The sequence below is a fragment of the Chloracidobacterium sp. N genome (assembly GCF_018304765.1).
GTDB classification, from domain to species: Bacteria; Acidobacteriota; Blastocatellia; order Chloracidobacteriales; family Chloracidobacteriaceae; genus Chloracidobacterium; species Chloracidobacterium aggregatum.
Map to the genome: position 1 here is coordinate 255,568 of NZ_CP072642.1, position 13,043 is coordinate 268,610.

Consider the following 13,043-nt stretch of genomic DNA (forward strand, 5'->3'; position numbering starts at 1 on the left):
TTATCCAACGGTTTCCCGAAGCACTTCAAAGACTTCCAGTGCGTAGGCGACGCGCCCGAACGGTGCGCTCACCTGTACGCCCTGTACGAGATCGCGCACTTCAGACAACATTTCACGGGCAATGGCCAGCCCTTCCTGCTGTCCGGCTTCCGGCGAGGCGTTAGCCCGGCGCATGCGTTCGAGAATCTCCGGCGCCACGACGACGCCGGGGACTTCATTGCTCAGAAATTCCGCATTGCGGTAGCTCGTCAGGGGCCAAATCCCGGCCATGATGGGAATGCGGCAGTGTTCGATGCGCTTGAGAAAGGCGCGGAACATGCCGATGTCAAAGATGGGCTGGGTGATGGCGAACTCCGCGCCGGCCTCGACCTTGTACTCAAACCGCCGGATTTCGTAGTCCAGGTCCACGGCACAGGGATTGACGCCGACGCCGATGAAATACGAGGTCGGCTGCCCGATGGCATTGCCGCCCAGATCGAGTCCCAGGTTGAGTCGCGTGACCATGTTGGTCAGACCGATGGAGTCAATGTCGAAGACGGCCGTGGCGTCCGGGTACGGCCCCATCTTCGGCGGATCGCCCGTGATGAGGAGGATGTTCCGCAAGCCAAGGGCTGCTGCCCCCAGCAGGTCGGAGGTCATCCCCAGCAGATTCCGGTCCCGGCAGCAGTAGTGCGTGACCGTCTCGATGCCGACCTGCTGCTCGATGATGAGCGAGGTTGCAATGGCACCCATCCGCGACTGCGCCCGTGGGCCGTCGGGAACGTTGACGGCATCCACGCCAGCCGCTTTGAGCAGACGCACGCCTTCCAGCATTTTGGTCGGGTCACAGCCGCGCGGGGGGACAATCTCCACGCTGGTGACAAACTCGCCCTGCACGATCTTGCGCGCAAACCGGGACTTTTCCTCCGGCGGCGTGATGCGCACATCCGGGCACTTTGTCTCCAGAACCTGTATCACCGGCTCGATGCGCTTGGCCGGCGACAGCGCCCGCACGGCCGCCTTGAGGGTCTTGATGTGCTCCGGGGTTGTGCCACAGCAGCCGCCGATGAACCGTACGCCGGATTGAATGAGCCGGCGGGCGTATTTCGCCATGTATTCCGGCGAGCAGAGATAGATTTTGCGCCCCTGCAGGTCTTGCGGCAGGCCGGCGTTGGGCTGTGCAGACAGGGGTTTTTCCGTAACGGCCGCCATGCGCTCGATGGCTTCCAGCATGGGCTTGGGCCCTACGCTACAGTTGAGACCAATGACATCCGCACCCCACTCATCAAGCCGTGTGGTGAAGGTTTCCGGGGCTGTCCCGTAGCCGGTGGCACCGTCTTCCCCCACGGTCATCTGGGCGACAACCACCATGTCCGCGGACAGTTCCCGGACGGCGGCCAGCGCCTGCCGAATCTCTGTCAGGTCAGTGAAGGTTTCGAGCACGATGAGGTCCACGCCGCCGTCAATCAGCGCCTCGGCCTGCTCGCGGAAAAAGGCTTTGGCTTCGTCAAACGAGGTCGGCCCCCACGGCTCGATGCGGATGCCCAGCGGCCCGATGGAACCGGCCACATACACCTGCGGGCCAACGGCCTCGCGGGCCAGTTTGGCCGCCTTGTAGTTGATCTCCTGGACGCGATCCTGAAACCCGTGCATTTCGAGCTTCGGACGATTCGCGCCAAAGGTGTTGGTCTGGACAATTTCAGCGCCGGCCTTGACGTATTCGCGGTGCACTTCCTGGACAAGCGCCGGATTGGAAAGCGAAATCTCGTCGTAGCACCGGTTGACATAGACACCTTTGGCGTACAGCAGGGTTCCCATCGCGCCGTCGAAAACGTGGATACCGTCGGCGGCAAGGAGTTCACGGAACGGTTTGAGGACTTTCATGGGCAGCAGACCGACAGGGATGTGGGGGTTGGTTCGGGCTGGAAGTCCCGATTGTCAGGGAAGATGGCTTTCCATGCAACCTGCCGGCGAACGCCCGCCGGTTCCGGCGACCACCGGAGTTGTCCGCTGTCCGCTGATGGGTGCCGGCTTGCTTCCGCCCCTATTGCTTCTGCCTTTGGGCGCGTACTACAGTGATGCCGGAGAAACAACCCCATGCGTGTGCAGCATTCCGGTCAGCACAAAACAGGTTGGCAGCAGGGCTTCGGGAGTTTTTTCCTGCTCTGGCTGCTGTTTGACCTGTGTGTGGTGCACCTGCTTTGCCCGCAGTACTCGGCCGGTGAACTTTTCGGGTGCGCTGTGCCGGCGGTTGTCGCTGTGCCCACTTCGGGAGACCTGGCGCCGGAAGACGGAGGTGTACCGCAATTGACAGCGGTTGCCCTCGGCGGCAGCGTGACCGAAAAAGGCGCTGTGGCACATTCCTGCCTGTGGAACACCCAGTCGGTGGTTGAATCTCCCCCCTTCGTCGTCCCGCCGCTGCACGGTATCCCGCTGGCGGCAGGCGCCCATGGCGACGACCTCCCGGTGTTCTACGCCCGCATGTTTCCCGGCGCGATTTTCCACCCACCACGACATTCCTGACCCAATGCCTGTTTGACGGCGGCTGGCGCCCGAAGCCGGGCCCGGCAGTCTGGCTTTCCACAAACAGATGAGGTCAGGAGTTGTGTCATGACGACGGAAATCATGCCGGAGGTTTCTCCGGCTGTTGGTACAGAAGTGTCCGGCGGCGGCGGAATGGCCCCGGTCACGCCGCCCCGGTGGGGACGCGGGTGGTCATCCTGGGCGGTTGCCCTGGGGCTTTTGGGAATTCTGGCGCTGGGCGGCTGGTGGCTTGTGGGTGCGCGCCGTTCGGCCGTCGTGGCCACACTGCCGGCAACGCCGCAGCCGAAAGCGGGCACGCCGGCGCTGCGGCTTGAGTCTCTGGACGGCGTACGCCTTGAGCCGGCAGAGACCGCCGCTGTGTCTGCGGAATGGCATGTCACCGGCACAGTCGAACTCAATCCCCAGGCGAATGTTGTGATTGCGCCGCTGGTATCCGGGCACATCAGGCGGGTGCTGGTCACGCAGGGGACACGGGTGCGGGCCGGGCAACCGCTGGTGGTTCTCGACAGCCCGGAAATTGCTGACCTGCACGTACGGTTGCACGACGCCGAAACCCGCCGCGACATTGCCGCGCGCAACGTGCAGCGGGTCGAGCGCGATGAAAGCCGGGTGGCGCTCGTGCAGGCGCAGGCGCGCATGCATCAGGCGGAAGCCACCTTCGAGCGCATGAAACAGCTTTTCGAGGCCGGGGTGCTGTCGCGGCAGGAGTTGCAGGACGCCGAAACCGCCTATGCCACGGCCAAAGCCGAGTATGACTTTCAGAAAGTGGTCGGTCTGGAGCGTGATTTACGGGAGGCGCGGGCCGCACTTGAAGTCGCCACGGTGGAGGTCAGGCACATCCAGGATCAGCTTGCCGCGCTTGGCGCGCCGGCCGGTGCTTCCGATGACACGGCCCATCCGACGGCAGAAATCACACTCGTTGCGCCGCTCTCCGGTCTGGTGACGGAACGAACGGCAAATGTCGGGGCGTTTGTCCCGGTTGGCACGCCGCTGCTGACGGTCGCTGACCTGCGGACGGTGTGGGTCATGGCGGCCGTTCCCGAAGCCCAGTTGGGGCAGGTACGCCTGGGGCAGCCGGTGACGGTTCACGCGCCAGTGCTTGGGGCAACGCCTGTGCGGGGGCGGGTGGCCTTTATCGAAGCGCAGATCAATGCCGACACCCGTACGGCGCGCGTCCGCATCGAGGTGCCCAATCCCGGCGAGCGTCTGCGGGCGGGGATGTTTGTCGAAGTCGCCCTGCTGTCACCGTCACCGGTAGCGCAGCTTGTCATTCCGGCGGCGGCCGTCCAGCGCATTGGCGCCCGAACGGTGGTGTTTGTCGCGGGAGCCGACCCCCACGAGTTTCACCCACGGGACATCGAGGTTGGAGCAATCCAGGGCGACAGCGTTGTGGTGCTGCGCGGTCTGGAAGTCGGTGAGCGCGTCGTGGTCGGGGGGGCGTTGGCGCTCAAAACCCAGCTTGTCGGCCTCGAAGCGGAGGAATAAGCCATGCTTGACCGTATCCTGCGCTTTTCGGCCAACCATCCGCTGCTCATACTCATCGGCGTCCTGCTGCTCGTGCTGGCCGGGCTGGATGCGTTCCGGCGGCTGCCGATTGATGCCGTGCCGGATGTCACCAACAACCAGGTTCAGATACTGACGTCCGCGCCCGCCCTGACACCGCTGGAAATCGAACGCCAGGTAACGTTTCCGATTGAAACGGCGCTGGCCGGACTGACCGGCGTCGAGGAAATCCGCTCCCTGTCGAAGTTTGGTCTCTCGGCCGTCACTGTCGTCTTTGATGATGACATGGACATTTACCGGGCGCGGCAGTTGGTTTTTGAACGGTTGGCAGCCGCGCGCGATCAGATTCCGCCGGGTAGTGGTGCACCAATGCTGGGCCCCATCACAACCGGTCTGGGGGAGGTCTATCAGTATGAGCTGCGCGCCGCGCCCGGCAGTGGTTACGACGCCATGGGGCTGCGGACCATCCAGGATTGGATTGTCCGGCGGCAGTTGCTGGGAACGCCGGGTGTCGCTGAGGTCAACAGTTACGGCGGTTTGAGCAAGCAGTATCAGGTGCGGATTGAGCCATCCCGGCTTCAGGCGTACGGTCTGACGCTGCGGGAGGTCATGGATGCCGTTGTCCGCAACAACGCCAACGTGAGCGGCGGGGCGATTGTCCACGCCCAGGAGCAGTACCTGTTGCGTGGCTTGGGACTGGCGCAATCGGTGGAAGACCTGGCGCAGATTGTCGTGGCAACCGGACGCGGCGGGACACCCATCCTGGTGCGCGACCTGGGCGAGGTTGTCTGTGCGCCGCCCGCTGTACGGCAGGGGGCAGTAACGGCCGACGGCACTGGCGAAACCGTCTGCGGCATTGCGCTGATGCTCAAGGGCGCCAACGCCCGGACGGTGACGCAGAACGTGGCCGAACGGCTGGCCGAAATTGCGCCGACGTTACCGCCCGGCGTGCACATCGTGCCGTTTTATGACCGGGCCGAACTGGTTGGGCGCACCATCCGCACGGTGATCTGGAACCTGACCGAAGGGGCGCTGATTGTCATCGGTGTCCTGGTCCTGCTGCTGGGTCACTGGCCGTCGGCGCTGCTGGTCGCCACGGTGATTCCGCTCTCGATGCTGGGCGCTGCCGTCGGCATGCAGATGCTGGGACTGTCGGGCAACCTGATGAGTTTGGGGGCGATTGATTTTGGTCTCATCGTGGATGGGGCTGTCATCCTGACGGAAAACAGCATCCGGCGGGTTGCCGAGCATCAGCATGCGCTTGGGCGGCGGCTGACCACGGCGGAACGGCAGGAGGTCGTGGTGGCGGCCTCAAGCGAGGTGCGGCGCGCCACGATGTTCGGCGAGATCATCATTGCCCTGGTGTATGTCCCGTTGCTGGCCCTGCGCGGCATCGAGGGAAAAATGTTTGCGCCCATGGCGCTGACCGTCATGTGCGCGCTGGCCAGTGCGGCGGTACTGTCGTTGACCTATATCCCGGCGATGCTGGTCTTTGTCCTGCGCGGCTTCGTTGCGGAGCATGAAGTCTGGCTCATCCGCCTGGCCAAGCGCGGTTACGGCCCCGTCTTTGCGTGGATGCGGCGGCAGCGCGCCCAGGCCACGGCAGTGGCTTTTGGACTGGTGCTGCTGTCCGGCGCGCTGGTGATGTCGCTGGGGGCGGAGTTCATTCCACGTCTGGAAGAAGGGGCGCTGGCGGTGCAGATACAGCGCCTGCCCAGTGTGTCGGTTGCCGAAGCCGTCCGCACGGCCACCGAAGCCGAACGGGTGCTGCTGGAATTCCCGGAAGTGACCAAGGTCGTCACGAAAAACGGCAGTGCCGAAATTGCCACCGATCCGATGGGGATTGAGTTGGGCGACATGTACATCGGGTTGAAGCTGCCCGCCGAATGGAAGACGGCCCGAACCCGCGAAGAGCTGGTGGCGGCGATGGCCGCGGCGCTGCGGCAGCGGATTCCTGAAGCGCATTTCAGCTTCAGCCAGCCCATTGAGCTGCGGGTGTCGGAACTCATTTCGGGCGTCAAGTCGGATGTCGCGGTCAAGGTCTTTGGGGATGATCTGGAGGTGCTGCGTGACCGGGCGGAACGGATTGCCCAGGTGCTCACCCGGGTTCCCGGCGCGGCGGATGTCAAACTGGAAACGATTGCCGGCATCCCGCAGGTACAGATTGTGCCCAACCGCCCGGCGCTGGCGCGGTACGGTCTGAGTGTCGAGGATGTCAACCTGCTGGTGGAATCACTTGTGGTCGGGCGGGAAGTCGGCACGGTCTATGAAGGCGAACGGCGTTTTCCGCTGGTCGTGCGTCTTGATGAGACCAGCGCCCGCCGGATCGAGGACATTGCCGCCCAGGTGCTTTTGACGCCGACTGGTGCGCGGGTGCCGTTGGCGGCCGTGGCTGAGGTGACGCTGGTCGAGGGGCCCGCCCAGGTGTCACGTGAACACGGCCGGCGCCGGATGGTGGTCGAGTGCAACGTACGTGGGCGGGATGTGGCCGGCTTCGTTGCCGAGGCCCAGTCCAAACTCAAGGCGTCCGTGGACCTGCCGCCCGGCTACCGGTTGGTGTTCGGAGGCCAGTTTGAGAACCTGCAGCGGGCCGCGGCCCGGCTGGCGGTGGTCGTTCCGGTGGCCCTGTTGCTGATTTACGCACTGCTTTATACCTCGTTCGGGCAGGCACGGGCGGCGGCGCTGGTCTTTACCGGCGTGCCTTTTGCCGCCGTAGGTGGCGTGGCGGCGCTGGCGCTGCGCGGTATGCCGTTTTCCATCTCGGCCGGCGTTGGCTTTATTGCCCTGTTTGGCGTGGCGGTGCTCAACGGGTTGGTGCTGGTGTCGGCCATGAAGCAACTGCGGCGGCAGGGCTTGACGCTGGAAGCCGCCGTGCGCGAGGGGGCGCTGACGCGCGTGCGTCCGGTACTGACCACGGCGCTGGTGGCAAGCCTGGGCTTTTTGCCCATGGCTACGGCCACTTCGGCCGGCGCAGAAGTGCAACGGCCGCTTGCCACGGTCGTCATCGGCGGGTTAGTGACAGCCACGCTGTTGACCCTGCTTCTGTTGCCGGCGCTGTATGAATGGGTGGAGCAGGCAGCAGACACACCGGAAGGGAGATGAGTCAGCGTGGCCGAACTGCCGATTTATCACGATTCCTACCGCCCTTCATCGAACTGGGCGAAGCGACTTGAAGCGGCCCGGCAGGCGCACCCGGCTGCGGCCGTTCTGGCGGCGCAGCCACGGTGGCTGCCGAAGTGGATTGCCGGGCTGGAAGCTTATGCCGTGCCACCGTTTGATACGGCGTCGGATGCGACAACGCCGGCTGCTCTGGAAAGGGCTGCGCGGTGGCTGCTGGCGCGGGCAACCGCCAAGCCCGGAGACCAGCGGGATGCCCTGACGATGGACGATCTGGAAACGGCCTGCCGCGAACTCGTCGGGGAACAGGGAGACACCGTTCAGGTGTGGCGTACCGCTGCGGGCCGGCCCCAGGTGGAGACCCACCAGCCGGCCGCGCCGGCCGCCTTGCCGGTGCTTTTGGAGATGACCCTTGACTGGTTCACCACCGATGCCTTTGCCGAACTGCATCCCGTCGAGCAGGCGGGCCTGTTTCACCTGCGCCTGCTCGATCTCCAGCCCTTTGCCGCCCGGACAAACACCCTCGTGCGCCTGCTGTCCAGTTTTTATGTCCTGCGGGCTGGCTTTCCGCCCATCATACCCGTCGCTGAAGAACAGTCGGCCTATCGGGATGTTGTCGGGTATGCTTTCCAAATGATCACGCAGCCCGGGGTGGAACTGTTTGCCCGCTGGCTGCTGGCGGCTTACAGCCTCATCGAGACGGAGCAGGAGGAACGACGGTGAGATTTTTCCGTGTCACGACGGGTGTATTTCAGGCGCATACGTACTTTCTCATCTGCGAGCAGACCCGCCAGACGCTGGTCATCGATCCCGGTGAGGAGTTCGATGCCATTGCCGATGCCATTCAGAAAGAACGGCTGGACGTGGTGCGGATTGTGGTCTCTCACGCCCACCTGGATCACTTCTGGAGCGCCGGGGCGCTCCGGGACATGACGGGCGCACCGATTCATCTGCATCCGGCAGATGACTTTCTCTACACACAGTTGCCAGAGCAAGGCTCGTGGTTTGGGTTTGATCTGGAGGATGCGCCGCCGGTGGAGGTGTATCTGAAAGACGGCGACGTACTCACCTTCGGGCGTGAGCAGGTCAGGGTGCGTCACGTGCCCGGGCATTCACCTGGACACGTGATGCTGTACAACGAAACCGATGCGTGGGTGGGTGACTGTCTGTTTGCTTCGTCGGTTGGGCGGGTGGACCTGCCTGGCGGCGACGGCCCAACGTTGATCAACTCAATTGAAGAACGCATCGTGACCTTGGGTGAGCACTACCGCATTCATCCCGGCCACGGGCCGTCAACGACGGTGGCCCGTGAATTGGACGACAACCCGTTCCTGACCGGTCGCCTTCCGGGCATGAGCCGACGGTGAGGTTGCGGGCGTGCAGCGGGGGCCAACCCGTGAACTAAAACTTCGTGATGCTGATGTCTTCGGCCCGCTCTTCCGGTCTGGTCAGGAAGAAGCCAAGGGCTGAACCGCCAGCCGCCACAAAACACACGACAGCAATCCAGAACTTGTAGGTCTCTGTCGAGGATGCCTGGCTCATGTACATCCAGGCCCCGACAATCGCCAACAGAATCGCAGCACCGAGCAATCCAATCCGAAGAGGGGACATACGCTTAGCCTCCAGGGTGTGACAGGTGGTGGGGTGAACGTCAGGTGGCTGAAGCGCCTGCCGGGTTCAGCGCACCTGCCATCTTAGGTCTTCCAAGTGTAAACATTATCACATGCGGAGGGGGCTGCGGCCAAGTCGGGCCGGCAAGGTGGAAAAGAAAGGCGTTGCAATCCGTGAACGATGTGCTATCATCGTGGCTTTTCCAGGCAATCATGGTGTGTGTCACCAAGGAGGTTTTTGCCGGCGTAGCTCAGTTGGTAGAGCAACTGACTTGTAATCAGTAGGTCGCGGGTTCGAGTCCCATCGCCGGCTCTTCACAAAGGATCGTTGCAGGGGTGGCCGAGCGGTCAATGGCAGCAGACTGTAAATCTGCCCTCCGAGTGAGTTCACAGGTTCGAATCCTGTCCCCTGCACCAGCTTGGACCCGAGCGGGAGTAACTCAGTGGTAGAGTCACGGCCTTCCAAGCCGTTGGTCGCGAGTTCGAATCTCGTCTCCCGCTCCATCCGCGCCCATATAGCTCAGTCGGTAGAGCACTTCCTTGGTAAGGAAGAGGTCACCGGTTCAAGTCCGGTTATGGGCTCTCGCAATTTTTGCGCGCCGTCCACCCGAGCAGGTGAGCGACGCCCTATTTTTCGCGGTAACTCACGCGGCTATTCATCGAGGTTTTGACATGTCAAAGGAGAAGTTTGACCGGAGTAAGACGCACGTCAACATTGGGACGATTGGGCACGTGGATCACGGGAAGACGACGTTGACGGCGGCGATCACGACGGTGCTGGCGAAGCGGAATCCGAAGGTGCAGAAGAAGAGCTACGATCAGATTGACGCGGCGCCGGAGGAGAAGGCGCGGGGGATTACGATCAACACGGCGCACGTGGAGTACGAGACGGCGACGCGGCACTATGCGCACGTGGACTGTCCTGGGCACGCGGACTACATCAAGAACATGATCACGGGTGCGGCGCAGATGGACGGGGCGATATTGGTGGTGGCGGCGACGGACGGGCCGATGCCGCAGACGCGGGAGCACATCTTGCTGGCGCGGCAGGTGGGGGTGCCGGCGATGGTGGTGTTCATGAACAAGTGCGACATGGTGGACGACGCGGAGTTGCTGGATTTGGTGGAGTTGGAGGTGCGGGAGCTGCTGTCGAAGTACGACTTTCCGGGGGACGAGATACCGGTCATTCGGGGGAGCGCGCTTGGTGGGTTGAACGGGGAGCCGCAGTGGGAGGCGAAGATTGAGGAGTTGATGGCGGCGGTGGACAGCTACATTCCGACGCCGGTGCGGGACATTGACAAGCCGTTTTTGATGCCGGTGGAGGACGTGTTTTCGATATCGGGGCGCGGGACGGTGGCGACGGGGCGCGTGGAGCGAGGGGTGGTGAAGGTGTCGGACGAGGTGGAAGTGGTTGGGATACGGGCGACACGGAAGACGGTGGTGACCGGGGTGGAGATGTTTCGGAAGCTGCTGGATCAGGGGCAGGCTGGGGACAACGTGGGGTTGCTGCTGCGGGGTGTGGAGCGGCGGGAGATAGAGCGGGGGCAGGTGATTGCGAAGCCGGGGAGCATCACGCCGCACACGAAGTTCAAGGCGGAGGTGTATGTGCTGACGAAGGAGGAAGGCGGGCGGCACACACCGTTTTTCAAGGGGTATCGGCCGCAGTTTTACTTTCGGACGACGGATGTGACGGGGGTGGCGGAGTTGCCGGAGGGCGTGGAGATGGTGATGCCGGGCGACAATGTGGCGCTGACGGTGGAGTTGATTACGCCGATTGCCATGGAGAAGGGGCTGCGGTTTGCGATTCGGGAGGGTGGTCGGACGGTGGGCGCCGGCACTATCTCCGAAATCATCGAATAAACCGGCTTTGCAGGGGTATGGTGTCAATGGTCAGCACGTCGGTCTCCAAAACCGAAAGTACGGGTTCGACTCCTGTTACCCCTGCCAATCCATTCCCTGGTGCGCCGGGCAGGTGCCTGTGCCGAGTTTAGAAGGTGTTCGGGGTATTTCATGGAACGAGCTTCCGAAACAGTAACAGCACCGGAGAGCAAACCCTCCGTACCGGTTCCAAAACTGGCCGGTTGGTGGTCGTCCGGTATCCAGTTTCTCCGTGACACACGTAGTGAGCTCAGGAATGTAGTCTGGCCGACGCGCGAGGAAGTCTATGATACAACCCTTGTCGTCATCGGCATCGCGGTTTTCTTTGGTTTCTTTCTGTGGGGTGTGGATGTCGTGGTGACACGCCTCCTGGAAATGATCTTCAAGTGGTTGGCATAACGCGCGCCGGCTGAGACTGTATATGGCAAAGCGCTGGTACATCATTCATACCTATTCGGGACACGAGAAAAAGGTACGCGAGAGCCTGCAGAGCCGCCTCAAGGCCTACGGCATGGAAGACGAGGTGACGGAGGTGCTCATTCCTTCGGAAACCGTCGTCGAAATGCGCGGCAACAAGCGCGTCGAAACTTCGCGGATGATTTTTCCGGGCTACGTTCTCGTGCAGATTGAAACGAATGACGAAACCGGCGAAATGTCGGAGCGTGTCTGGCACACCATCAAAAACACCCCCAAAGTGACCAACTTCATCGGCGGCCAGAAGCCGACGGCGCTCACTGAGGAAGAAGTCAATCAGATCATCAACCATGTCACCGAGACCACGGACCATCCAAAACCAAAGGTCATGTTTTCCACTGGGGAGACCGTGCGCATCATCAGCGGTCCTTTCACCGGTTTTACCGGAGTGGTGGAAGAGGTCAATGCCGAACGCAGTACGCTGAAAGTCATGGTGACGATTTTCGGGCGGGCGACGCCAGTTGAGCTGGACTTCCTGGGTGTCGAAAAACCCAACTTCACTGAGTCCTGAACCCTGTCCGGCATCCTGAGCAGCGGACGGGAAACCCGTTGCCTGTGGGGTGTCCGATATGCTTTGTCATTGTCCGTCGTATGAGTGATGCCGGCTGCCCGGCTTCAGATAACCGAGTGATATAGACAAACGTTATGGCAAAAAAAGTTACGGCATATATCAAGCTTCAAGTTCAGGCTGGAAAGGCCAATCCGGCCCCGCCGATTGGCCCTGCGCTGGGTCAGCATGGGGTCAACATCATGGAGTTCTGCAAGCAGTTCAATGCGCGCACGAGCGACATGGGAGACCTGAAAATTCCGGTCGTCATCACGGTCTATGCGGACAAGTCATTTACCTTCGTGACGAAGACACCGCCCGTCCCTGACCTCATCAAAAAGACGTTGGGGATCACGAGCGGCGCGGCGCGGCCCGGACGGGAGCGGATTGGAAAGCTGACCATGGCGCAGGTGCGTCAGATTGCGGAGACCAAGATGCCGGATATGAACTGTGCTTCACTGGAAGCGGCCATCCGCTCGGTCAAAGGGACGGCCCGCAGCATGGGGCTCGAAGTGGTCGAATAAGTATTGAACCGGCATACCACACCGGCCAGATTGGCTGCGCCGGTGATTTCAGGGAGCGACGGCAACGGTCGCGCTGGCACCTGAGAGGAGACGATTATGGGACGGATGGGCAAGAAATACCGGGCTGCACTGGCACAAATCGAGCCGGGGCGGCTCTACGCCCTGGCGGATGCCGTGCCGCTCATCAAGCGGATGGCCTACGCCAGGTTTGATGAGACGGTCGAAGTCACCATGGTTTTGGGCGTTGACCCCCGCAAGGCTGACCAGATGGTACGCGGGACGGTCATTCTGCCGAACGGGCTGGGAAAAACCAAACGGGTGGTGGTGATTGCCGCCGGAGAGAAGCAGTCCGAGGCGCAGACGGCCGGTGCCGATGAGGTCGGCGGTGAAGACTTCGTCGAGCGCATCAAGGGCGGCTGGCTGGACTTCGATGTGCTCATTGCCACGCCGGATATGATGAAGTCCGTCGGTGCGCTGGGTAAAATTCTCGGCCCGCGCGGGCTGATGCCCAACCCGAAGACGGGAACCGTGACTTTTGAGGTCGGCAAGGCCGTGCAGGAAGTCAAGGCCGGTAAGGTCGAGTTCCGCGTGGACAAAACCGGTGTCGTTCACGTTCCGGTGGGGCGTGTCTCTTTTTCGGATGAGAAGCTCACGGAAAACATCCGTACCCTCATTGAAGCCGTTCTGCGCGCCAAGCCGTCGGCAAGCAAGGGGCGGTATGTGCGCGCCGCTTACTGTGGCTCAACCATGGGGCCGGCCGTACCGCTTGCATCGTCTGAGTATCATAGCTGAATCCAGACCACAGCGAGGAAAACGTTGATGCCCTGTGCGGTAAGCCGGGGCGTCCTTGTGCAATGCCTGAGTTGA

General features: G+C 62.4%; 12 protein-coding genes and 5 tRNA genes. 15 read left to right on the forward strand and 2 right to left on the reverse strand.

Annotated features, from left to right (window positions below):
• Complete coding sequence (locus J8C05_RS01045; RefSeq protein ID WP_211422397.1) at positions 1 to 1,863, reverse strand: bifunctional homocysteine S-methyltransferase/methylenetetrahydrofolate reductase; 1,863 nt, start codon at positions 1,861 to 1,863, stop codon at positions 1 to 3.
• Positions 1,864 to 2,076: 213 nt separating this feature from the next.
• Here J8C05_RS01045 and J8C05_RS01050 point away from each other — a divergent pair, with 213 nt between their 5' ends.
• The 5 genes from J8C05_RS01050 (at position 2,077) to J8C05_RS01070 (ending at position 8,510) form a co-directional block, all read left to right on the forward strand.
• Complete coding sequence (locus J8C05_RS01050) at positions 2,077 to 2,502, forward strand: hypothetical protein (RefSeq protein ID WP_211422398.1); 426 nt, start codon at positions 2,077 to 2,079, stop codon at positions 2,500 to 2,502.
• Between the two features lie 87 nt (positions 2,503 to 2,589).
• On the forward strand, positions 2,590 to 4,008 hold the full coding sequence (locus J8C05_RS01055) for an efflux RND transporter periplasmic adaptor subunit (RefSeq protein ID WP_211422399.1): 1,419 nt from the start codon (positions 2,590 to 2,592) through the stop codon (positions 4,006 to 4,008).
• A gap of 3 nt (positions 4,009 to 4,011) precedes the next feature.
• On the forward strand, positions 4,012 to 7,128 hold the full coding sequence (locus J8C05_RS01060) for an efflux RND transporter permease subunit (RefSeq protein WP_211422400.1): 3,117 nt from the start codon (positions 4,012 to 4,014) through the stop codon (positions 7,126 to 7,128).
• A gap of 6 nt (positions 7,129 to 7,134) precedes the next feature.
• A complete protein-coding gene (locus tag J8C05_RS01065; RefSeq protein ID WP_211422401.1) occupies positions 7,135 to 7,866 on the forward strand; it encodes a Fic family protein in 732 nt (243 codons plus the stop codon).
• Positions 7,863 to 8,510, forward strand: coding sequence for an MBL fold metallo-hydrolase (locus tag J8C05_RS01070; protein ID WP_211422402.1), 648 nt, complete (start codon positions 7,863 to 7,865; stop codon positions 8,508 to 8,510). The genes J8C05_RS01065 and J8C05_RS01070 overlap by 4 nt, the downstream gene beginning before the upstream one ends.
• Before the next feature lie 34 nt (positions 8,511 to 8,544).
• On the opposite strand, the gene J8C05_RS01075 is transcribed toward J8C05_RS01070, so the two are convergent.
• A complete protein-coding gene (locus J8C05_RS01075; protein ID WP_058880724.1) occupies positions 8,545 to 8,754 on the reverse strand; it encodes a hypothetical protein in 210 nt (69 codons plus the stop codon).
• A 239-nt stretch (positions 8,755 to 8,993) separates the two neighbouring features.
• On the opposite strand from J8C05_RS01075, the gene J8C05_RS01080 reads away from it, so the two are divergent.
• The 10 genes from J8C05_RS01080 (at position 8,994) to rplA (ending at position 12,968) form a co-directional block, all read left to right on the forward strand.
• Positions 8,994 to 9,066 (forward strand) — tRNA-Thr (locus J8C05_RS01080).
• Between the two features lie 17 nt (positions 9,067 to 9,083).
• Positions 9,084 to 9,170: transfer RNA gene (locus J8C05_RS01085), tRNA-Tyr, on the forward strand.
• Between the two features lie 12 nt (positions 9,171 to 9,182).
• A tRNA-Gly gene (locus tag J8C05_RS01090) sits at positions 9,183 to 9,257 on the forward strand.
• Positions 9,258 to 9,262: 5 nt separating this feature from the next.
• Positions 9,263 to 9,335 (forward strand) — tRNA-Thr (locus J8C05_RS01095).
• Positions 9,336 to 9,425: 90 nt separating this feature from the next.
• Positions 9,426 to 10,613: an elongation factor Tu gene (gene tuf / locus J8C05_RS01100; RefSeq protein WP_211421594.1), complete on the forward strand. Its 1,188-nt coding sequence runs from the start codon at positions 9,426 to 9,428 to the stop codon at positions 10,611 to 10,613.
• Positions 10,614 to 10,624: 11 nt separating this feature from the next.
• A tRNA-Trp gene (locus J8C05_RS01105) sits at positions 10,625 to 10,700 on the forward strand.
• A 63-nt stretch (positions 10,701 to 10,763) separates the two neighbouring features.
• On the forward strand, positions 10,764 to 11,030 hold the full coding sequence (gene secE, locus J8C05_RS01110; protein WP_211422403.1) for a preprotein translocase subunit SecE: 267 nt from the start codon (positions 10,764 to 10,766) through the stop codon (positions 11,028 to 11,030).
• A 22-nt stretch (positions 11,031 to 11,052) separates the two neighbouring features.
• A complete protein-coding gene (gene nusG, locus J8C05_RS01115) occupies positions 11,053 to 11,616 on the forward strand; it encodes a transcription termination/antitermination protein NusG (RefSeq protein ID WP_058868284.1) in 564 nt (187 codons plus the stop codon).
• Between the two features lie 134 nt (positions 11,617 to 11,750).
• Positions 11,751 to 12,176: a 50S ribosomal protein L11 gene (gene rplK, locus J8C05_RS01120; protein ID WP_058868283.1), complete on the forward strand. Its 426-nt coding sequence runs from the start codon at positions 11,751 to 11,753 to the stop codon at positions 12,174 to 12,176.
• 105 nt (positions 12,177 to 12,281) lie between these two features.
• On the forward strand, positions 12,282 to 12,968 hold the full coding sequence (gene rplA, locus J8C05_RS01125; RefSeq protein WP_459543829.1) for a 50S ribosomal protein L1: 687 nt from the start codon (positions 12,282 to 12,284) through the stop codon (positions 12,966 to 12,968).
• Positions 12,969 to 13,043: the final 75 nt, after the last annotated feature.